Here is a 21322-nt window from a genome sequence, read left to right on the forward strand (position 1 = left end):
AGGCAGAGTAAAGTCTGCTTTTATTGTAGTTAAAAATGGAGTTTTTATGAATGAAATAGAAAGAGATTTTAGGACGCAATCTCAACATCTTCTTTGGTCCGTTTGGCGAGGGCTCTTAGTGGGGGTGACGGCAGGAGCAGTGGTCAGTCTTTTTCGCTGGTTAATTGCCAAAGGGGCCGCATTTTCTGTAGCTATATACAAAGACGCCCTTCATAATCCACTTCTGATTTTGGGAATTGTCCTGGTTAATCTCTTGATTGCACTTTTTATTGGTTACCTTATTAAGCAGGAAAAAGACATCAAGGGCTCAGGAATTCCTCATGTTGAAGGGGAACTGATGGGGCTCTTACATCCGTCTTGGTGGTCAGTATTATGGCGTAAGTTCCTAGGTGGAGCCCTTGGGATTTCAATGGGACTTATGTTGGGACGTGAGGGACCTAGTATTCAACTAGGTGCCATGACTGCTAAGGGATTAGCCAAGGGACTTAAGCTCTCTGCACGTGAGAAGCGTGTCTTGATTGCTGCAGGAGCAGCAGCAGGGTTATCGGCTGCCTTCAATGCCCCAATTGCTGGTCTTTTGTTTGTCGTCGAAGAAGTCTATCATCATTTCTCTCGTCATGTTTGGGTGACAGCTTTAACGGCATCTTTAGTGGCCAATGCTGTTTCCTTACGCATCTTTGGCCAGGTACCAGTCCTTGCTATGACAGAAAAATTACCCGTATTTCCTTTGAAGGATTATTGGATTCTTATTGTCTTGGGGATTTTTCTAGGTGTGCTTGGATACGGTTATGAGTGGGTTGTCTTACGTATTGGTAAGGTCTACCAAGGGTTAGGGAAAATCTTCCACTTGCCATCTCATTTTCATGGCCTTTTGGCAGTTCTGTTTATCATTCCTATTGGCCTTTATTTTCCACATCTTTTAGGTGGCGGGAATGAATTGATTCTTGCCTTAAATGGTTTACATCCTGCTCTAACTGTGGCTATCCTCTATTTGGCTATCCGCTTTATTTGGAGTATGCTGTCCTTTGGTTCTGGCTTTCCTGGTGGGATTTTCTTGCCGATTTTGACTCTAGGTGCTCTTTCTGGTAGCGTCTTTGCGGCAGCTTTTGAAAACCTAGGCTTTTTACATCCCGTTCAGTTTCCTATCTTTATCATTCTTGGTATGGCTGGTTATTTCGGTGCTGTGTCTAAGGCACCGCTAACTGCTATGATTTTAGTAACTGAGATGGTGGGTGACCTTCACCAATTGATGACCATTGGAGTTGTGACCCTGATTGCCTATCTAGTTATGGATTTCATGGGAGGAGAACCTGTCTATGAAGCCATGCTTCACAATCTGATTGCTCACGAACAAGAGCAAGTTGATAATATACCGACGATGATTGACTTGCCGGTTACAGATAGTCTAGCTGGTCGATTGGTTAAGGATTTAACCTTACCTGATGGGGTTTTGATTTCCACTCAGATTTTTCAAGATCAGTCTGAGGTTGTTCATGGAGACACACGTCTAAAAGCAGGAGCAACCCTGTATCTAGTTGTTAATGAAGGTAATATCAGTCAGGTAAGAAAACTCTTTTTATAAGCAATTCAATGGCTTGAGGCTCTTTTGTCCTCAGGTCATTTTTGTTATAATGGAGAGAAAAAAGGAGGTCAGTATGGACTTAAATGAGATTCGCCAACAGATTGACACCGTTGATAATGAGATCGTGGCTTTGTTGGAAGAACGTATGAAATTGGTAACTCGAGTAAGTGCTTATAAACAACGCACTGGAAAGGCGATTTATGATCCCGAACGAGAGCAAGCCTTGCTAGACAAAGTAGGTGATAGTGTCGTTAATCCTGAATATAAAGAAGCTATCGTTGCTAGTTTTGCGGATATTATGAAACATTCTCGTACTTATCAAATAGGCAAGCTTGAAGGAAGGTAGGCTATTAAGATGAAAATTAGACAATTAAGTGAGAGTCAAGGTCTCTCATACTCCAATTTAGTGATTTTGAGTCTCTATGCTGTCTTTCTAGGGGCGCTGGTTGGGCTGATTGATGCTATTTTTGGTCGTGTTCTCATAGGACTTTCAGAATATCGGGACCACCATCTCTTTTATCTAGTCCCAGCGCTTCCTATAGCTGGGCTTTTGATTGTTTACCTTTACCAAAGGTTTGCAGGCAAGGCAGCACAAGGGATGGGCTTGATTTTCAAGGTTGGACATAATGAGGAGGATCAAGTCCCCCTAAGGTTAATTCCACTGGTGACTGTAACCACATGGCTGACCCACCTTTTCGGGGGTTCTGCAGGTCGTGAGGGAGTTGCTGTACAACTGGGGGCCACAGTTTCTCATGCTTTTAGTCGCTATTTTAAGCTCCCGAATGCTTCACGTATTTTCTTGACCATGGGGATGGCCGCTGGTTTTGGAGGGCTCTTCCAAACACCAATCGCCGCGACCTTCTTTGCGCTTGAGGTATTGACTCTAGGACAGTTAAGTCTGCCAATCTTGGTACCGACTCTTATTGCATCTTTTGTGGCTAGTACGACAAGCCATCTCTTAGGTCTTGAAAAATTTAGCCACTTTGTCTCCGAAAGTTTGAGTATTGACCTTGGGACGTTTATTAAATTAGCTCTTTTAGGTCTGGCCTTTGGTCTAGCAGGAAATCTCTTTGCTTATCTCTTGTCACTAGCTAAAAAGAAAGTAGCAAGTCTGCTCCCAAATCCTTATTATCGTGTTCTCTTAGGAAGTGTCGTCTTAACCTGTCTTCTTTTGATTTTGTGGAAGGGACGTTATACAGGTCTTGGAACGAATTTGATTGCTTTAAGTGTTGGTGGTGGGACCATTTATCCATTGGATTGGCTCTTGAAATTGCTCTTGACCGTCTTTACCCTATCTCTTGGTTTCCAAGGAGGAGAAGTAACCCCTTTGTTTGCTATCGGAGCCAGTCTTGGTGCTGTTCTAGCACCAGTTCTGGGACTTCCAATTCCACTTGTAGCAGGTCTAGGCTATCTGTCTGTCTTTGGTAGCAGTACCAATACCCTTTTAGCCCCTATTTTCATTGGCGTTGAAGTCTTTGGTCCCGCTAATGCAGTCCCTTACGCGATTGTCATGGCTTTTGCTTATCTCATAAATCATAAGACGAGCATTTATGGACAACAAAAAATGCTAGAAATGCAATAAGATACTAGACATCCTGATAATTTTTTGATAAGATACTAAGAGTGTGTAATGGACACACAAAAATAACGGCTAATCCGCTGAGACACAGAGGTTGCTCTTAAGATTAGTAAGATAGGAGTATATAAAAATGAATCCATTGATCCAAAGTTTGACAGAAGGTCAACTTCGTACTGACATCCCATCATTCCGTCCTGGTGACACAGTTCGCGTTCACGCGAAAGTTGTCGAAGGAACTCGCGAACGTATCCAGATCTTTGAAGGTGTAGTTATTTCACGCAAAGGTCAAGGGATCTCAGAAATGTACACAGTTCGTAAAATTTCAAGCGGTATCGGTGTAGAACGTACTTTCCCAATCCACACTCCACGTGTTGAAAAGATTGAAGTTGTACGCTACGGTAAAGTCCGCCGTGCTAAACTTTACTACTTGCGTGCTTTGCAAGGTAAAGCTGCACGTATCAAAGAAATCCGTAAATAATTTACAGATTTCACATAAAAAATCTGTCCTCGTGGCAGATTTTTTCATAAGTCCTCTTAGTTAAATGGATATAACAACTCCCTCCTAAGGAGTCGTTGCTGGTTCGATTCCGGCAGGGGACATTTTTAAGCCTTTAACCATGCGGTTTTAAAGCGTTTTGTCCACATTTATTTTATCTTTTTATCGTTATGTTCTTTATGGGCTTGTAACGAAAAGGTTTTAAGCTAGTTTGCTCAAAATTTAAGCTAAATGTATTTGACGCCTATTGAATTATAGGTGTTTTTTTGATAAGCAAAAACCCTAGTCAGGATTAGTCCTAACTAGGGTTCAAAATAGAATACTGGTGATGTTTAGTATGCTGTTATCTCATTAATTGGAATTGGCAGTTGTATCTGTGCTTGATGAAGCTTGTGGGTACTCGTAAGGATTGTTATCAACGTCGTTAACCCACTCATTGCTCTGATCAGTTGAGCTTGCGTGATTGCTTCCTCCACCAGCACCTGCGGCGAAGGCTGCATCGTGACCTCCACCGCCTCCTCCGTTAGTGGCATAGGAGCCATCTTCTGGTCCGCCCCAACCTCGTCCGCCTTCAACAGGCTTGGACTTTTCTTGATTTCCATCTTGATGAGGTGTTTGGTTGTTTGTTTTCTGATTTGGTCCTTGAACTGAAGAAGATGCTTGGTTCTTATTTTCGTCTTTAGCATCCGTCTTATGCTCTTCCGTCGAAGTAGCAGTTGATGATTTAGTGTTCTCTTTTTTATGAGAAGAGCTACTTTTTGATGAAAGGCTGTGAGAGATGTGATGCGTTTTTGCTGCTGGCTTTACAGGTTCTTTTAAATGTTTTGATAAAAAACCGAAGAGAAAGAAGAAAGCTAGCAAAGAGAAGGTGATAATATTATATTTTTTTCTTTTCAAATTTGGCTCCGTTCCTAGTCGTAGATGAAGAGTTAAAAATAACAGCAAAAAACCAGGTTTCCCTGGTTCTCATTATTAGCGGCTTACACGACGACGAGCTGCTTTTTTACGGTTTTCTTCGATGAAAGCCAATTTCTTTTCTTCTGGTTCGATAATGGTTTTCTTAACTGCGAAGACAGCACCTGCTACAGTAGCAGCAGTTCCGATAACGCCAGTAGCGACACCTTTAGCGAATGAATGTTTTTTAGCCATGAGACTATCCTCCGTATATGTTATAATATGCTTATATTATCTAAAAAAATATCTAGAATAGCAAGTGAAAACATTATGAAAACCAAACTTATTGTAGTAGCTGGTCCTACTGCTGTAGGAAAAACAGCGCTTGGAATTGAATTGGCCAAGCGTTTTAATGGCGAAATTATTTCAGGAGATAGCCAGCAGGTTTACCGACAATTGAATATAGGCACCGCCAAGGCCACTCCTGAAGAGCAGGCAGCAGCATTGCATCATCTGATTGATGTTCGCGATGTTGATGAGACCTATTCAGCTTATGATTTTGTGACAGAGGCAGAGGCTGCCATTACAGATATCGTTAGTCGTGGTAAGCTGCCTATTGTAGTAGGAGGAACAGGTCTCTATTTACAAAGTCTCCTAGAAGGGTATCACCTAGGGGGACAGGTCGATCAGGAGCAGGTTTTAGCCTATCGCTCGGAATTAGAGCAATTATCTGATCAGGAACTTTTTGAAAAAATTGATCGCTTAGGTATTGAGATTAAAGAGATTAACCGTCGTCGTGCTATTAGAGCACTTGAGCTTCATCGTTTTTCGGAGAATCTTGAAAATACTGAGACGACTTATGATCCCTTTATTATCGGATTAGATGATGAACGTTCCTTAATCTATGACCGAATTAATACACGAGTAGATAAGATGGTTGAACATGGTCTCTTGGAAGAAGCCAAGTGGCTGTACGATAATTATCCTAATGCCCAGTCAGCTCGTGGTATAGGCTACAAGGAGTTGTTTCCTTATTTTGCTGGGAACCAAACCTTGGACGAAGCCTTGGAAAAACTCAAGCAAAATACGCGTCGATTTGCTAAACGGCAATTAACCTGGTTCAGAAATCGAATGACTGTTAAGTTTTATCAGATTTCTAGTCCAGAATATCCTGAAAATGTCGTTCAAGATCTTGAATTATTTTTAAATGAAAGGGAAGGAGAAAAGGTAGGTCAATCTTAGTTTTAAGAACCAATCTTTGCTATAATGGTAGTTATGACTAACGAAGAAAAAAAATCAGCCTATGAATTAATGCTAGCACAGGCTAAGGTGCTTTTTGCCAATGAAGACAATGCTTTGGCCAACTTTTCTAATGCCTCAGCTCTCTTGAATACAACCCTGCCGAATTCTGTGTTCACAGGCTTCTACCTGATGGATAATGTCAAGAATGAGTTAGTCCTTGGTCCTTTCCAAGGTAATGTTTCTTGTGTTCGAATTGCCCTAGGTAAGGGTGTTTGTGGCCAGTCTGCAGCAGAAAATAGAACCTTAATTGTCGAAGACGTCACCAAACACGCCAATTACATCGCTTGTGATTCCGCTACTCGAAGTGAAATTGTTGTACCAATGGTAAAAGATGGCAAATTAGTTGGTGTTCTCGATTTGGATTCTCACCAAGTAGGAGACTATAACCAAGTAGACCAAGATTATCTTGAAGCATTTGTCAAAATTTTACTTGAGAAAACCGAGCTTACATTTGGAATGTTTGAGGTAAACTAATGTATCAAGCCTTATATCGTAAATACCGTAGTCAGACCTTTGGCGAAATGGTTGGTCAAAAAGTGATTTCAACCACGCTCAGACAGGCGGTAGAGTCAGGGAAAATCAGTCATGCCTATCTCTTTTCTGGGCCACGTGGTACCGGTAAAACCAGTGCGGCGAAAATCTTTGCCAAGGCTATGAACTGTCCTAATCAAGTTGATGGTGAGCCTTGTAATCACTGCGATATTTGTCGCGATATTACTAACGGAAGTCTCGAAGACGTGATTGAAATTGATGCCGCATCAAACAATGGTGTAGATGAGATTCGTGAAATCCGTGATAAATCAACCTATGCTCCAAGTCGTGCGACTTACAAGGTCTATATTATCGACGAAGTGCACATGCTTTCGACAGGTGCCTTCAATGCTCTTTTGAAGACTTTGGAAGAACCAACTGAAAATGTTGTTTTTATTCTGGCGACCACTGAATTACATAAGATTCCTGCAACCATCCTCTCTCGTGTCCAACGTTTTGAGTTTAAATCGATCAAGCAGGGAGCTATTAAAGAGCATTTGGCTTCAATTCTGGAAAAAGAAGGATTAACCTTTGATGATGAGGCTTTGACCATTATTGCTCGTCGTGCGGAAGGTGGTATGCGTGATGCTTTGTCAATCTTAGACCAAGCACTGAGTCTGTCTCCTGACAATCATGTCAGCCAAGCCGTAGCTGAAGAAATCACTGGTTCTATTGGTTTAACAGCCTTAGACAGTTTTGTCGCTAACGTTCGCAATCAAGAGACTACGCAAGCTTTATCAAATCTTGAAACTCTTTTTGATAATGGTAAGTCTATGAGCCGTTTTGCGACGGATCTCTTGGAGTATTTTCGTGATCTTTTGATTGTCAAAGCGGGCGGAGAGAACAGTCACCATAGTCCCCTTTTTGAAGAGAATCTTTCTCTGGAGCAAGACCGACTTTTCCAACTGATTGACTTGGTTACAAGTGCCTTGCCAGAAATTAAAACTGGAACACATCCTAAAATCTATGCGGAAATGCTGACTATAAAATTGTCAGAAACCCATACTCAGGTTTCACAAGAAATTCCAGGGAATTTAAAAGAAGAGTTAGATAGTCTTCGTCGCGAGGTAGAAAGTCTACGTAAAGCTCTTAAAGAGGGCAAAGTCCAAGGAGAAGTAGCACCAAGTCGAAAAGCCAAACCTGCTTATCAGTACAAGGTGGATCGTGAAAAGATTCTCACGATTATGCGTGAAACCATGGAAAATCCTCAGAAATCACGCCAGTGTCTGGATGCCCTAAAGGCAACTTGGCCTGAAATCTTGGATTCTATCAGCCCACAAAATAGGGCACTTTTGAATGGTTCCGAGCCTGTATTAGCCAATCAAGAAAATGCTATCCTGGCATTTAATGCTGCCTTTAATGCTGAGCAGGTTATGAAACGCAGTGATCTTAATGATATGTTTGGTAGTATCATGAGTTCAGCTGCCGGTTTCTCACCAAATATTATGGCTGTTCCAAAAGCAGAATTTGAAAAACTCCGAACAGAATTTGCACGCAGTCTCAAATCCAAAGAAGAATTGGAAAAAGAAGATCGTGAAGAGTATATCCCTCAAGAACTCGAGTTTCTCTCTGATGTAGTAGAAATAGAGGACTAAAAAGGTCCAGTGGACCTTTTTAGGTCCGAGCCTAGAAATAAGAAAGCGAGGAAGGTCCAGTGGACCTTTTTAGGTCCGAGCCAAGAAACACAAAAGCGAGGATGTCCAGTGTAATTTGATAGATTTCTGAAGCTGTTCCATCCGTGTAAAAATGAAAAGAGCCTAGACTGCTTGTCCTAGGCTCTATCTATTGATATAATAATCTTATGATTCAACAAATTTTGTTTATTACGCTTGAAACTATTTTTGAAACGGTTTGTTTTAATTACAGTTTACAGCACGGCTATTACTTTTTTACAGCCTTTTTTGGTTATTTACTGTTTCGTCGTCTTTGGACAACTTACGTTGTTTCACGCATTGCGCGTGCAGCCGACAAGTCTACCAAGAAGTAAGGCTCACTTCGCCAGCGGTCAACCATTTTTCCTGACCATCATCAGTAAAAACGAGAAGTTGGCCCTTATCGCCAATTTCCTTGGCAATACCAGTATAAGTCCTTCCAGCTTGTTCAAAGGTTACTTGTTTGTCTAAAACGAGGGACTTTTCTTTATAAACTTTGACCAAATCGCTAGTAGGAATGGTTAAAAAGAGTTTCCAAATTTCTGAAATGAGCTGGTTTCGAGTGATGCTTGGTTTTTCAGAAGTAAAAAGACTAGTAGCTTTATTAGCTAACTCTTCAGGGAAATCAGTGATTGAGAAGTTAAGCCCAATCCCGATAATGACATCTGTGATGCGACCAGATTCGATAGAACTAATGGCTTCGGTAAGGATACCAGCCATTTTTTTGTTGTTGAAGTAGATGTCATTAACCCATTTGATTTCTGTATTGATGCCGGTTAGACGCTGGATAGCTTTGACAATAGCAGCTGCCACCATCATCGTATAAGGGGGTAACTCCTCAAAATGACAGTTGGGCTTTAAGTGGATACTCATGTAGATACCACCTTGTGGACTGGCAAAGAAGTGACGTTCAAATCGTCCTTTGGCTGCCTTTTGACTTGATGCCAGATATAGTGCAGGCGTCGGATTAATCTTTTCCATGCCATGTTTAGCATCTAGTTGGGTAGAGTTAGAATCTGGATTAAAGTAGACTGGAATGTTGAGTTGCTTAGAGATGTCTTGAGGAAGAAGAATATCTCCCTTTTCTAAATAGTAGCCTTTCTTGCGGACACTTGTAATGTCAATTCCTTGTTCTTGAAGTGTTTGAATTGCCTTCCAAATGGCTGTCCGTGAGACACCAAGGCTTTTAGCCAAGCTCTCTCCCGTCACAAAATCAGGACTCTTCGATAAGATGTCATAAACGTGTTCATAAGTTTTCATATCCTAAGTATAATACAAAAGATGGTAAAATGCTCACTATAACTTATTGATAAGGCTTGATAATAAATAACTATATGACTAGACTGAAAAAACATGATATAATGGACGGTAGTTATTAAGTCCCGATAAGGCAACAGTCATCCTAGAGTTGGCTGTTGGTTCTTTGTAACTTTTTAACGGCGTTTAGCTCTACCAGGAGCATAGCGTTTTACCTATTAGGAGACGGTTAAATCCGTGCTATCTAATACTATTTTTCATATTAAAAGGGGGACATTTTATATGTCAGAACGTAAACTTTTCACGTCTGAATCAGTATCTGAGGGGCATCCAGATAAAATTGCAGACCAAATTTCAGATGCCATTCTTGATGCGATTTTAGCAGAGGATCCAGATGCACACGTTGCAGCAGAAACAGCTGTCTACACTGGTTCTGTCCATGTTTTCGGTGAAGTTTCTACAACAGCTTATGTGGACATTAACCGTGTGGTTCGTGATACTATCGCTGAAATTGGTTATAACAATGCAGAATACGGCTTTGCGGCAGAATCTGTAGGGGTTCACCCATCATTGATTGAACAATCACCAGATATTGCTCAAGGTGTCAATGAAGCACTTGAAGTTCGTGGAACTGGTGATCAAGACCCACTTGATCTTATCGGAGCTGGTGACCAAGGTTTGATGTTTGGTTTTGCTATTGACGAAACTCCAGAGTTTATGCCACTTCCAGTTAGCCTTTCACATAAATTGGTTAAAAAATTGGCAGATTTGCGTAAATCTGGTGAGATTTCATACCTTCGTCCAGATGCTAAATCTCAGGTTACCGTTGAGTATGATGAGAATGACCAACCAGTACGTGTTGATACAGTCGTTATCTCAACGCAACACGATCCTGAAGCGACTAACGACCAAATTCGTCAAGATGTCATTGAAAAAGTCATTAAGGCAGTTATTCCAGCCGAATACTTGGATGATGAGACTAAGTTCTTTATCAACCCAACAGGTCGTTTTGTTATCGGAGGACCTCAAGGGGACTCTGGTTTGACTGGTCGTAAGATCATTGTTGATACTTATGGTGGCTACTCAAGACACGGTGGTGGTGCCTTCTCAGGTAAGGATGCCACTAAGGTTGACCGTTCAGCTTCATATGCAGCTCGCTACATTGCCAAAAACATCGTAGCTGCTGGTCTTGCTAAGAAAGCAGAAGTACAATTGGCTTATGCTATCGGTGTTGCTAACCCTGTGTCTGTCCGTGTTGATACTTTCGGAACGGCGACAGTTGCTGAAAGTAAACTTGAAGCTGCTGTCCGCGATCTCTTTGACTTGCGTCCGGCAGGTATCATTCAAATGCTGGATCTTAAACGTCCTATCTATCGTCAAACAGCGGCCTATGGTCACATGGGACGTACGGACATCGATCTTCCATGGGAAAAATTGGACAAGGTAGATGCCCTCAAAGCGGCTGTAGAAGCTTAAAAAGATTTAATATTACTTTCAATTTAATAATATCAAAGTAACAGAATTTAATTTTTTTGAATTCTGTTTTTTTGTTTTGAAAATAAATAATATGAATTTTCTGACTTTAAACACTTGTAAAGCCTATGGATTGAGTGATTTAAGGATAAAAACTACTAGCTATAGATAAATTCTTTTGGTGAAAACCTTTGAAAGGAGTTGAAAAATAAGAATAAATTGCTATAATAAAAGTGACGATGTAATTATAAAACTAGAGTCATTTTAGATTGATAGAGTAAGAAGAAATACCTTTAAATAAGGTTTAACAGGTGTTAGATAATCTAAAGTGATCTGGTTAGTTTGTGATTTCTTGGGGAAGCTAATCAACATAACAAGATATTTAGTTAGTCAATTTAATCTATTCTTTAATAATATTAATTTACGTTAATGTTTATTTAGAATGATCTTGTTCTTTCTTATATTTTTAAAATCTTTAAGAATCTTCAAAAGAGATTCAGATGAGAGTTACGTGCTCACTCATTGGGGAGGAGGCCATAACTTTCAAAGAGCTTTCTTAAGAAAGGCATTACATGGTGGTCTTGAGATTATTGGGAAATACTTGAGACTAATGATTAGAATGGGTAGAGAGTGTAGTTAAGGGGACACTCTTAAAAGTGGGGAGAAGTTTATGAATATTTTGATACTTGGTAATACTGCTGGATTAACAAACGATTTCATTTTGAAAACGTTTCCTAATCAAGCAGTTTTTATTTTTGGTCATACAGGTGTAAAGAACTCTCGTAAGAATAAAATCACCGTATATACCAAACATTATGAGAACAATCAATTAGAAGATGTTTTTGATTTTCATGATTATGATCAAATCATCTATTTTTCGGAATATCTCAATTATGGACATGAAAGTTCAGGGGAGATTGAAAATCTCATCAGATTGTTAGAGTGTCTTAAAGATAGAAAAAACAAACGTTTACTTTACATTACAGGTCCTGTCCTTGAGGATGGGAAACGAAGCTTACAGACGACAACTAAGGATACCTTATTATCTTGGACTCGAGAATTTGGGGTCAACCTTAAAGTTCTGCATAGTCCCTTTCTTTATTCAGTCATTAATAAAGAAGATTATCTATATAAACTGTTTGTACGTTTAGACGATCATGAGCAGGTGGAGTTGAAGGAGTCATCACAAAGTCAGGCGACTTTTATCAGTCTATCTGACTTGGGAGATTTGCTTCACAAATTATGTGAGCGATGGAATGACATCTATGAAAGTATTATTATTCCGGATCCCTTCCAACTGACTTTTGGTGAGCTCTTGCAAGCTTTGGATAAATATTTCCCTAACAAGCAGGTTCATTTCTTAGAGGAAAGAAGAATTAGGAAATATGATAACGATCCTGAAAAGCACCATGATTTGCGTGATCGATTCGCTTGGTTTATGCGTTATGCCTTGGTGCGTGACTTACCAGATATTTACGAAGACTATCAAAAACAGCGAAAAGGGTCTTTGCGTGTTTCTAAGTTCCGCAATATCGTAGATAATATCGTTAAGCAAAAGAGAAATAAGAAACTTGCTGCGGTTGTCGCGACCTTCTTAGTCTTTGAAGCCTTTCGATATATGACTCAAGGTCAGTTACAGTTCCAATTGATCGACCTACGTTTGCTCTTTGTTGTCTTGATTAGTACAGTTTTGGGCATGGGTTATGGCTTGTTCTCAGCAGTCCTTGCAATTATTGGTTTGACAATTAGTCAAATTTTGTCTGGAACTAGCTGGCAATTGCTTCTATACAATACGGATCGTTGGGTTGCTTTTATTGCCTATATCTTTATTGCTGTGGTTTGTGGATTTGTAGAAATGAAGAAAAAAGATGACAAGCTACAACTAGATAAACAATTGGAAACAGTTAAGGAAGACTATCTTATCCTTAATCAATCCTACCATACATTACTTAATGAAAATAAAGACCTGAAAAATGCCTTGTTGGCAAGTCAAGATGGTCTTGGAAAAGCCTATTCTTACTTTGTGACTTTAGATCATGCTAGTGTTGAGAAGGTTCTCAGACAGACGCTTGATTTGGTTTCAGAGATTTTGAATGCTCCAGTTTCACTATATGGTGGTGGTCCTTTCCAATATGAACTTCTTTTGGGAGATAACGATAAGAAGCAAGTATCTTTGACAGATTTTAAAGAAGTTGGAGATGCCTTCGGTCATGGACGTGTCTGGGCTAATAAATCATTGCTTGAGAATCGTCCAGCTTATGCCATGGAAGTTAAGACCAAGGGAGAGGGTACCTTTATCATTTGGGTAGAAGCTGTTCCTTTTGTAGCTATGTCTACTAAAGTGTTAAACGAGCTTGAGGTTCTTTCAAAAATGAGTCGTTCTTTCATTGAAAAGGCAGAACTTCTTGAACAAGCTAGTCATCAAGGGAGGGTTGCACAATGATTCCAGTCCTAATTACTAGTATTTTAACGGTTTGTTACTTCCTATCTATAGCACTTGTCTATAAAGCCATTGTTAGTGGCAGATCAGATTTAACCATTTTTTACTTGATTTTCCCAATTGCTTTACCTTTCTTTGGTGCCGGTCTGATTCATATGATTTCTAAGCCAAATCCTGGTAGACACCGTCGTGGTCAAGAAGCAGCAGTTGGTGGCAAAATTAAAGATTTGACCATTGATTTTGGTAATATCGATGATTTTCAACGTCCTAAGGAATTGGTTGAAGAAGACATCGTTCCTCTTGAAGAGTCTCTCTATTTGAATAAAGCTAAAGAAGCTCGTCAGCAATTGATGGGATTAGCTAATAATGATCCATCTCATTTTATGGATTTGCTCTACTTGGCTCGCTTAAATGAGGACAGTGAAATTGTTCACTATGCGACAACCTTTATTTCTGAAATTTCAAGTCAATACGATGAGAAGTTGAGTGCCTTTGAGAAACGTTTTGAAAAGGGTGAAGCAGACTTTGACCTCTTAACCGAGTATTGTGATTTTATGGAAGATTACCTCTCTAAAGAACTTCTAAGTAAACAAATGGAAGGTTTGCTTCGTAAGGAGTACGAGGAACGTCTCTTGCAAAAACTTAGTCACGGAACGACTGCTAAAGACTTAGTGAGAGTTATCCATAATGAACTAGCTCTTGGTTTGTATGATTTGGCTCAAAAGCATTTGACACAGCTTTCAATTAAATCAAATGCGGATGATGTGTATTATTTGTATTTGGAATATTACTATCAAACTGGTCAGTTTGATGAATTTAAAAACATGATTCGTGAGATGCAAGGCAAACAGGTTGTTCTTTCTAAGGACAAGCAAGATCTCTTGAACTTCTGGCAAGGAAAAGAGGTGATGGCATGAAATTAGGTAAAAAGAATGTTATCCGCAAAGAAACCTTGCTAGGTGTCGGACTTATTTTGTGTCTTGCCATCGGACTCTTTGTTCAAAAGAAGGGAGAATGGTACCCAACTCAAGGTAAGGAAGCCTATCTTACTGGAAAAGTACCATCTACGGCCTCAGTGGTCAAAAATTTAGATAAAGATACGCTGGTTCTTTATGATAGTGAAAACGAGACGAGTCAAAGGGCTTGGAAACAGTTCGAGCAAATTCTAAAAGATATGCGTATGGGAGCTAAGTTAGTCGATGTGGCTAAACACGAGTCCTATTCACTTTCAGACTATAAAAAAGTAGTTCTTCTTGTCACTGACCTATCTCGAATGGAGGACCAGGTTCAGCCTCTCATGGACTGGACTGAAAAAGGTGGTCAAACACTTTTTGCAGTAACCATGGGGAAAGAAAGTAATCTGGATGCCATTGATCATAATCTTGGCGTGAGTTATTCCAACTTTGAGATGGATGAGGTCAAGGAAATCTACGTGGATCCTGACTTCATGATTGGTGGGGGACGCAATTATAAAATTGAAGAACCTTTTGAGTCAGCTAGAAAAGTCTCACTTGAAAGTGATGTTAAGGTACATGCTAAAACAACAGATGATTCTCATACACCGTTGATTTGGGAAAAATCATACGGCAAGGGGAAGTTTGTCGTTGACAATCTTGGAATCTATGAGCGTAACGTCCGTGGTATTTATGCCGCTTCCTATAGTCTTTTGACTGAAGCGACAGTTTATCCAGTAATCAATGGTTCTACCTATTATATAGATGATTTCCCATCACCTGTTCCAGCCGGAGATGGTCGTTTCGTTAAACGTGACTACGACATGTCTGTTTCTGAATTTTATACCAATGTTTGGTGGCCAGACCTTCTTAAACTGCACGAAAAGTATGGTATCGTTCATACAGGTGTGGTCATTGAAAACTATGAGGCCCAGACAGATGGTAAAATTGTTCAACAAAACGATTTAGATCGTTTCAAGTATTTTGGAAATTCACTTTTGGCTAATGGTGGTGAGCTTGGATATCATGGTTACAACCACCAACCTTTGAGTCCTTCATCTGTTAATTATGGTGAAAAGTATGCCAGCTACAAGACTTGGAAGGATAAGGCTGCTATGAAGGCCAGTCTGTCTGAGTTGATTCGTTTTGTCAACCAACTCTTTCCTAAAGCGCAAAAATCAGTCTACGTTCCACCATCAAATATTCTTTCAAAAGAAGGGCGAGAGGTAATCGTTAATGATTTCCCAGAAATCAAGGCTATCTCAAGTAACTATTTCCCAGGAGATTTCACTTATTCGCAAGAGTTTGAAGTGTCACCTGATGGAATGATTGAAGAGCCACGTACAGTTTCTGGTGCGGTTTGGGACGATTTCTCACAGATGACGGTCTTTTCTGAAATGAATATGCACTATGTCAATAACCATTTCCTTCACCCTGATGATGTTCTTGATGTCGATCGTGGTGCAGAATTGGGTTGGGCAAAGATGTATAAGGCCTTGGACAAGGAAGTTAGTTGGGTCCACAATATGTCACCTTCGCTCAGGAATCTAACAGGTTCAGAATTAGCAGGTGCTGTTCAGCGTTACGGTATTTTGAAAGTTTCTCAAAAATATACCAAAGACGCCCTAAAAATTGATCTTGAGAATTTTCATGATCATGCTTACCTTATGGTTCGTTTAAATCAAAACGAAGTTAAGAAGGTAAAAAATGGTAAGGTTACGCATTTAACGGGTGATCTTTACCTATTGGAGGCTACGAATAAGTCAGTCACCATCACATTAAAATAAGGCAAAATAGGGGAAAATGCCGATGAAGATATGTTTAATTCTTGAAGGGTCCTATCCGTATGTTCACGGTGGTGTCTCTACTTGGATGCATCAATATATTACAGAAATGAAAGAGCATGAATTTGTTCTTTGGGTTGTGGGGGCAACGCATGAGCAAAAGGGAAAGTTTGTTTATGAACTTCCTGAAAATGTCGTAGAGGTACACGAAGTCTTTTTGGACTATGTTGTGCCAGATAAAGAAGAAGACATAGAGCCACATCAGTTTACAGATGAGGAAAAACAAGCGCTTAAAGATATGGTTTTTTGTCAACAACCTGATTGGAAAGTCTTGTTTAAACTTTTACAGGATGGTAAGGTCGTTCCTAACGATCTCTTGAGTAGTGAGGCCTTTTTTCAGGTCTTGAAGGATCTCTGTAGTGAACGCTACACGCAGCTATCTTTTTCAGATGTTTTTCACACGATCCGTTCTATGCTGTTTCCACTTTTAAATATTTTATCTTGTCCACCTCCTGAAGCAGATGTTTACCACTCAATCTCTACAGGTTATGGTGGTATTCTTGCAACTTTGGGCAGTTTGACCTATGACAAACCTCTCTTCTTAACTGAACACGGGATTTATACACGTGAACGTGAGGAAGAATTGCTTCGTGCCAAGTGGGTTTTACCTACAATGCGCCAACAGTGGGTAAGATTCTTCTATATGTTGTCTGATGCGATTTATCAAAATGCTCAAAAAATTACCAGCCTCTTTACTAAGGCCAAGGAAATTCAGATCGAGATGGGTTGTGATCCAGAGAAATGTCAGGTTATTTCAAACGGGATTGACTATGATGCTTTTTCTCAAATTCCTTTGAAAGAACCAGATGGTTGGATTGATATCGGAGCCGTGGTTCGTTTGGCTCCAATTAAGGACATCAAAACCATGTTGTATTCTTTCTACGAACTAGCTCAGCAAGTACCAAACGTTCGTTTGCATATCATGGGTGGTATAGATGACCAAGAATATGCGGATGAGTGTTTTAGCTTGGCCGATAAGATGGACTTGGGAGATCGTCTCCTATTCACTGGTCGGGTTAATATTCGAGAATATATGAAGAAAATTGATTTTACGCTTTTGACCAGCCTTTCTGAAGGTTTGCCACTTTCTGTTTTGGAATCAATGGCGGCTAGCCGTCCTTGTGTGACGACAGATGTCGGATGTTGTCGAGAATTGCTAGAAGGTCGTGAGGATGACAATTTAGGGATTGCAGGATTTTGTGCGCCACCTACTTGTACAGGGCCTCTTGCAGAAGCTATGAAGAAGATGGCGATTAATGATGCTAGACGTCTTGAAATGGGTGAAATTGCGCGTAAGCGTGTTGAAGCTATATATCAATATCCGCAAATGATCGGTCAGTACCGACGCTTATATGAGGAGGTGGCTGTTTAATGGCCGGTATTGGATTTGAATTACGTAAAATTTACAACGAGGATAGCCTTTTTTCAAAACAAAAGGCCTACGCTTATGCTGGAATTGTTTATACCGGTCCTATGCTTTTGGGGATTTTACTTACAGCTGGTGTCGTTGTTTTGACAATGGTAGCGGGAATCAGTGAAAATGAGCGTGATTATATTCTTTCAAACTTAACTTACGCTATTATCTTTTCACTCGTGATTACCAGTCTCTTCTCTCTGGTGGTAACCCGCTTTGTTGCGGACATGCTCTACGAAAAGAAATTTGAGACTATTATACCTTCGTTTTATGCGTCGAGTGCTTTGATGCTGATAATTGGGACGCCGCTTTATGCTCTCTATCTTGCCTTGGCTAGTCGAAGCCTAGCAGAAGTGGCTATGGGAGTTTTGCTCTTTGGTGAGCTCTGTCTCGTTTGGAATGTTATTACCTACTTGACAGCGATTAAATCCTATAAAGAAATTATCAAAGGTTTCTTTTTAGCGATTGGTGTGACGATTGTCTCTGGGTTACTTAGTATTTTCCTACATCAAAAGTATGGTATCTTCCTAAGTGTTTGTTTGGGATACGGTGGAATGATGTTTTGGATGGTTCGTCTTATCCATGACTATTTCCCATCTAATCTTAAAATGTCCTTTGAGTTTTTGAAATGGTTTGATCAATTCTCTGATCTTGCCAAGACAGGGCTTTACATGTTGGTAGCACTCTTTGCTCATATTATTATTAACTGGTTTGGGCCAATTAGTAAGAGTTTTGATGGCTTCTTCCGTACAGCTCCAGTCTATGATGTACCAGCCATGCTAGCCTACTTAACGACTTTGGTATCAACACTTAATTTCGTTATGTCTGTCGAGGTTTCCTTCTATCCGCATTTCCGACGTTATTTTAACCTCTACAATGAAGAGGGAAGTCTTTCGGATATCCAGGAAGCTGAAACTCAAATGCTGGATGTCATGAGTAACGAACTCAAATATGTTTTTTGGAAACAATTGCTAGCGACAATTTTCATTATGTTCTTCGGAAGCGTGGCCTTGACTTACTTACCAATTGGTTTTAACAATCAAATGCATGGGTACTTTTTAACGCTATGTCTGGCTTATGGCCTCTATGCTGTTGGTAATGTAAATATCTTGCTTTTGATGTATTTTGCAGATTATAAGGGTGCTAAGAAACTTGCCAAACACTTTGCTATTCTAACAGTAGTTTTGAGTTTTGGTTCTCAGTTCTTGGACTCAGCCTTCCTAGGCTACGCCTTCTTGATTTCTTCTCTTGTTCTTTTCATTGAAAGTGGTCAGGAAATCGATAAATACACAAGTGATCTTCAGTACCATTTCTTGGGAAGCCAAGCCATGGTATCTAAGAAAGACGTGGGCTATTTTGAAAAATGGACTGAGCGTTTAGAAAACATACAAAAGAGGTGGGGGAAATGAATAGGAAAAAGAGTTTAGCAGCGGTTTTGTTGCTCTGTACGGTCTTTGGTTTTACAGCATGCGGGACCAAGGAGCAAACAAAAAATGGTGTGACAACTAAAAAAGTAGATAAACAAGCAACTACAGATATCACTAATGTGCACTTAAGAGATAAGAAGAGCCTCTATGATAAGGATCATACAAAGGTAACGACCATGTACCTGACAGTACGTCGAGGTGATGCTACAGAAAATCAAAATCACTCATGGTCTGAGGTCAACCAATATTCCGTTGAAGATTATCAGAAAATGCATGTTAAACGATATCAAGTAGCAGGGCTCCTCCAAGTAGGTAACGAGGACGGTCCTGTCTCTGGTGAGTTAGGTTATGACCAAGACGTGCCAAATGCCAGTGTTCAGATTCGTGGGGAAAGTTCAAGTAAGAACGCCCAAAAGAACTACAAAATCAAGATTAAAAAGAACAAGGGTGAGTGGAACGGTCAACGTACGATCAACCTTAACAAACACCAGACTGAAGCCCTTCGCTTTAGAAATAAGTTGTCCTATGATCTAATGGAAGAGATTCCACAACTCATGGGTGCTAGAACTAGCTTTGTCCATCTTTATGTTAAGGATGAAACATCTGACAATCCTTCAGGCAAATTTGAGGATTATGGTCTTTACACGCAAGTCGAACAGATTAACAAAAACTATCTGAAAGATCATGGTCTGGATGAAAATGCCAACCTTTATAAACCAAACTTCTTCGAATTCTTCCGTTATGAAGATACGATTGTTAAAGAAGATGATCCTAAATTCGACAAGGATAAGTTCGAGAAACTTTTGGAAATCAAAGGTAGTCATGATCACACCAAACTTATTGATTTTCTAACCAAGCTCAATGATCCATCAGTGAAGATTGAAACCATCATGGACAAGTATGTGGATCCTGAGAATATCCAATATTGGATGGCCTTCCAGATGTTGCTTGGTAATGATGATACACAGAGTCGTAACATGTATCTCTATAGTCCACAAAACTCAACCAAATGGTACATCATTCCTTGGGATAACGATAGTATCTTGATGAAGAATGAACGTCGTTTGGTAAGTAAGGACAGCGACCAAGCTAATAGCTGGGAAGTCGGTGTCAGCAACTATTGGGGTAACCAACTTTTCCAACGTTTGCTCAAATCAAAAGAGTTCCGTAAGGGACTAGATGAGAAGATGGATGAGCTACGTAAGACAATCACTGGTGATAAGATTACTTCTATGAGTAATGAATACGCAGCAGTCATTAAACCTTACCTAGCTAAGATGCCTGACCAAATGCATGCTAAGACCACACCTGATAATTACGACAAGATCTTGGCAGATTTGCCAAATGAGTTGGAGAACAACTACAAGATTTACAAAACAAGTCTTGAAAAACCACAACCATTCTTTATTAATAAGCCGGAAGTGGCCAATAACAAATTGAAATTAAGTTGGGGTGCCTCTTACGATTTCAATAACAGCAAATTGACTTACACAGTCGAGTTAGCTAAAGACTACGAATTTAAAGACAAGGTCTTTGAAAAATCTGGTCTCAAGACTCTAAGTGCTGAAACAGACACCTTGCCTAAGGGACAATACTTTGTGCGTGTGACTGCTACTAACGAAGCTGGACAATCACAACGTGCCTTTGACTACTATGTCAATAGTGATAACTCTAAACAGTTTGGTATCATGAGCTTCTTTGTCCTTGAAGATGGAAAAATTGGGGTAGATGGCTATGAAGACTAAAGAGAAGCCCTTTCGCCATGAGTTGAAATATGTCATCGGTGAACCAGAAAAGGCTCTGCTGACTGAGCGTTTTAAACATTTGATTCAATTGGATAAGCATGCGACAAATGGTGGTTATACCATTAGGAGTCTTTATTTTGATGACTATTGGAATAGTGCCTATGCTGAAAAAGATGCAGGTATTCTGGTTCGTAAGAAGTATCGGATTCGTATCTATAATTTCGGGACCAATAGTATCAAACTAGAGCGTAAGAAAAAAGTAGATACCTACATTCTGAAAGAGGATGCACCTCTAACCGTTGAAGAATTTTATAAAATTATTGATGGGGACTATGACTTTCTCTTAAAAAGTCCATATCCTCTCTGTCAGGAATTTTACTATGAATGCGTTAGTAACATGATGCGTCCACGGACCATAGTTGACTATGAGCGAGAACCGTGGGTCTATGACTTTGGAACAGTTCGCTTAACCTTTGACCAAAATGTCAGAGTAGCGGTTGGAAGTTTTGATATTTTTGATCCAGACTTACCAACAATTCCAGTCATTGATCCAGAAAAGATGGTTTTCGAAGTTAAATACACAGAGTATCTGCCAAAGATTGTCCAGAGTGTCTTGCCAGGGAAAGCAGACATGATGGCTGTCTCTAAGTACGTATTGGCTTATGAAAAATCTCAGTATCTAAATGGTTTTGAATACTGGGAAGATGGGAATATATAAATAGGAAAAGGCTAA

19 protein-coding genes and 1 tRNA gene are annotated in these 21322 nt (G+C 40.0%); 17 read left to right on the forward strand and 3 right to left on the reverse strand.

Translation table 11 applies throughout. The features are described from left to right. Window positions 1-46: 46 nt before the first annotated feature. The 5 genes from A6J31_RS03575 to A6J31_RS03595 all read left to right on the forward strand — a co-directional run bounded on the left by A6J31_RS03575 (window position 47) and on the right by A6J31_RS03595 (window position 3761). Window positions 47-1582 carry a ClC family H(+)/Cl(-) exchange transporter gene (locus A6J31_RS03575; RefSeq protein WP_080610461.1) on the forward strand — a complete coding sequence of 512 codons (1536 nt, stop codon included), beginning with the start codon at window positions 47-49 and terminating at the stop codon, window positions 1580-1582. 73 nt (window positions 1583-1655) lie between these two features. Then, on the forward strand, window positions 1656-1928 hold the full coding sequence (locus tag A6J31_RS03580) for a chorismate mutase (protein ID WP_048790577.1): 273 nt from the start codon (window positions 1656-1658) through the stop codon (window positions 1926-1928). 9 nt (window positions 1929-1937) lie between these two features. Continuing rightward, window positions 1938-3164 (forward strand): voltage-gated chloride channel family protein, encoded by a 1227-nt coding sequence (locus tag A6J31_RS03585; RefSeq protein WP_080610462.1) that lies wholly within the window; start codon window positions 1938-1940, stop codon window positions 3162-3164. 127 nt (window positions 3165-3291) lie between these two features. Next, window positions 3292-3639, forward strand: coding sequence for a 50S ribosomal protein L19 (rplS, locus tag A6J31_RS03590; protein WP_002883489.1), 348 nt, complete (start codon window positions 3292-3294; stop codon window positions 3637-3639). Between the two features lie 50 nt (window positions 3640-3689). Beyond that, a tRNA-Arg gene (locus tag A6J31_RS03595) sits at window positions 3690-3761 on the forward strand. 247 nt (window positions 3762-4008) lie between these two features. Here the strand turns inward: A6J31_RS03595 and A6J31_RS03600 are convergent. Beyond that, window positions 4009-4554, reverse strand: a complete 546-nt coding sequence (locus tag A6J31_RS03600; protein ID WP_073686314.1) for a hypothetical protein — start codon at window positions 4552-4554, stop codon at window positions 4009-4011. A 75-nt stretch (window positions 4555-4629) separates the two neighbouring features. Continuing rightward, the gene (locus A6J31_RS03605) at window positions 4630-4806 is read right to left on the reverse strand and encodes a DUF3042 family protein (protein ID WP_002883513.1); all 177 of its coding nucleotides are present in this window, start codon (window positions 4804-4806) and stop codon (window positions 4630-4632) included. A gap of 75 nt (window positions 4807-4881) precedes the next feature. Between A6J31_RS03605 and miaA the strand changes: the two genes are divergently transcribed. The 4 genes from miaA to A6J31_RS03625 all read left to right on the forward strand — a co-directional run bounded on the left by miaA (window position 4882) and on the right by A6J31_RS03625 (window position 8371). Then, window positions 4882-5793, forward strand: a complete 912-nt coding sequence (gene miaA, locus A6J31_RS03610; RefSeq protein ID WP_037601143.1) for a tRNA (adenosine(37)-N6)-dimethylallyltransferase MiaA — start codon at window positions 4882-4884, stop codon at window positions 5791-5793. A 33-nt stretch (window positions 5794-5826) separates the two neighbouring features. Then, on the forward strand, window positions 5827-6327 hold the full coding sequence (locus A6J31_RS03615) for a GAF domain-containing protein (protein ID WP_318655382.1): 501 nt from the start codon (window positions 5827-5829) through the stop codon (window positions 6325-6327). Beyond that, window positions 6327-7979, forward strand: coding sequence for a DNA polymerase III subunit gamma/tau (gene dnaX, locus A6J31_RS03620; RefSeq protein ID WP_037601149.1), 1653 nt, complete (start codon window positions 6327-6329; stop codon window positions 7977-7979). The genes A6J31_RS03615 and dnaX overlap by 1 nt, the downstream gene beginning before the upstream one ends. A gap of 206 nt (window positions 7980-8185) precedes the next feature. Continuing rightward, complete coding sequence (locus A6J31_RS03625) at window positions 8186-8371, forward strand: DUF3272 family protein (RefSeq protein ID WP_002883500.1); 186 nt, start codon at window positions 8186-8188, stop codon at window positions 8369-8371. Here A6J31_RS03625 and birA read toward each other — a convergent pair. Beyond that, entirely contained in the window at window positions 8358-9296 is a 939-nt protein-coding gene (birA, locus tag A6J31_RS03630) for a bifunctional biotin--[acetyl-CoA-carboxylase] ligase/biotin operon repressor BirA (RefSeq protein WP_064525327.1), read from the reverse strand. The two genes, A6J31_RS03625 and birA, sit on opposite strands and share 14 nt — an antisense overlap. 279 nt (window positions 9297-9575) lie before the next feature. Between birA and metK the strand changes: the two genes are divergently transcribed. The 8 genes from metK to A6J31_RS03670 all read left to right on the forward strand — a co-directional run bounded on the left by metK (window position 9576) and on the right by A6J31_RS03670 (window position 21307). Continuing rightward, window positions 9576-10769 carry a methionine adenosyltransferase gene (gene metK, locus A6J31_RS03635; protein WP_014634398.1) on the forward strand — a complete coding sequence of 398 codons (1194 nt, stop codon included), beginning with the start codon at window positions 9576-9578 and terminating at the stop codon, window positions 10767-10769. Between the two features lie 667 nt (window positions 10770-11436). Next, window positions 11437-13209, forward strand: a complete 1773-nt coding sequence (locus A6J31_RS03640) for a DUF4118 domain-containing protein (RefSeq protein ID WP_080610464.1) — start codon at window positions 11437-11439, stop codon at window positions 13207-13209. Further along, window positions 13206-14123, forward strand: a complete 918-nt coding sequence (locus A6J31_RS03645) for a hypothetical protein (RefSeq protein ID WP_021144278.1) — start codon at window positions 13206-13208, stop codon at window positions 14121-14123. Before A6J31_RS03640 ends, A6J31_RS03645 begins: the two co-directional genes overlap by 4 nt. Beyond that, window positions 14120-15946 (forward strand): DUF2194 domain-containing protein, encoded by a 1827-nt coding sequence (locus tag A6J31_RS03650; RefSeq protein ID WP_080610465.1) that lies wholly within the window; start codon window positions 14120-14122, stop codon window positions 15944-15946. Before A6J31_RS03645 ends, A6J31_RS03650 begins: the two co-directional genes overlap by 4 nt. 22 nt (window positions 15947-15968) lie before the next feature. Further along, complete coding sequence (gene pelF, locus A6J31_RS03655; protein WP_192573928.1) at window positions 15969-17375, forward strand: GT4 family glycosyltransferase PelF; 1407 nt, start codon at window positions 15969-15971, stop codon at window positions 17373-17375. Next, window positions 17375-18826 (forward strand): exopolysaccharide Pel transporter PelG, encoded by a 1452-nt coding sequence (pelG, locus tag A6J31_RS03660; RefSeq protein WP_080610467.1) that lies wholly within the window; start codon window positions 17375-17377, stop codon window positions 18824-18826. The genes pelF and pelG overlap by 1 nt, the downstream gene beginning before the upstream one ends. Then, window positions 18823-20589, forward strand: a complete 1767-nt coding sequence (locus A6J31_RS03665) for a CotH kinase family protein (RefSeq protein ID WP_041826666.1) — start codon at window positions 18823-18825, stop codon at window positions 20587-20589. Before pelG ends, A6J31_RS03665 begins: the two co-directional genes overlap by 4 nt. Continuing rightward, on the forward strand, window positions 20579-21307 hold the full coding sequence (locus A6J31_RS03670) for a polyphosphate polymerase domain-containing protein (RefSeq protein WP_002883511.1): 729 nt from the start codon (window positions 20579-20581) through the stop codon (window positions 21305-21307). The genes A6J31_RS03665 and A6J31_RS03670 overlap by 11 nt, the downstream gene beginning before the upstream one ends. Window positions 21308-21322: the final 15 nt, after the last annotated feature.

Source organism: Streptococcus sp. FDAARGOS_192 (assembly GCF_002073815.2).
Taxonomy (GTDB): Bacteria; Bacillota; Bacilli; order Lactobacillales; family Streptococcaceae; genus Streptococcus; species Streptococcus salivarius_H.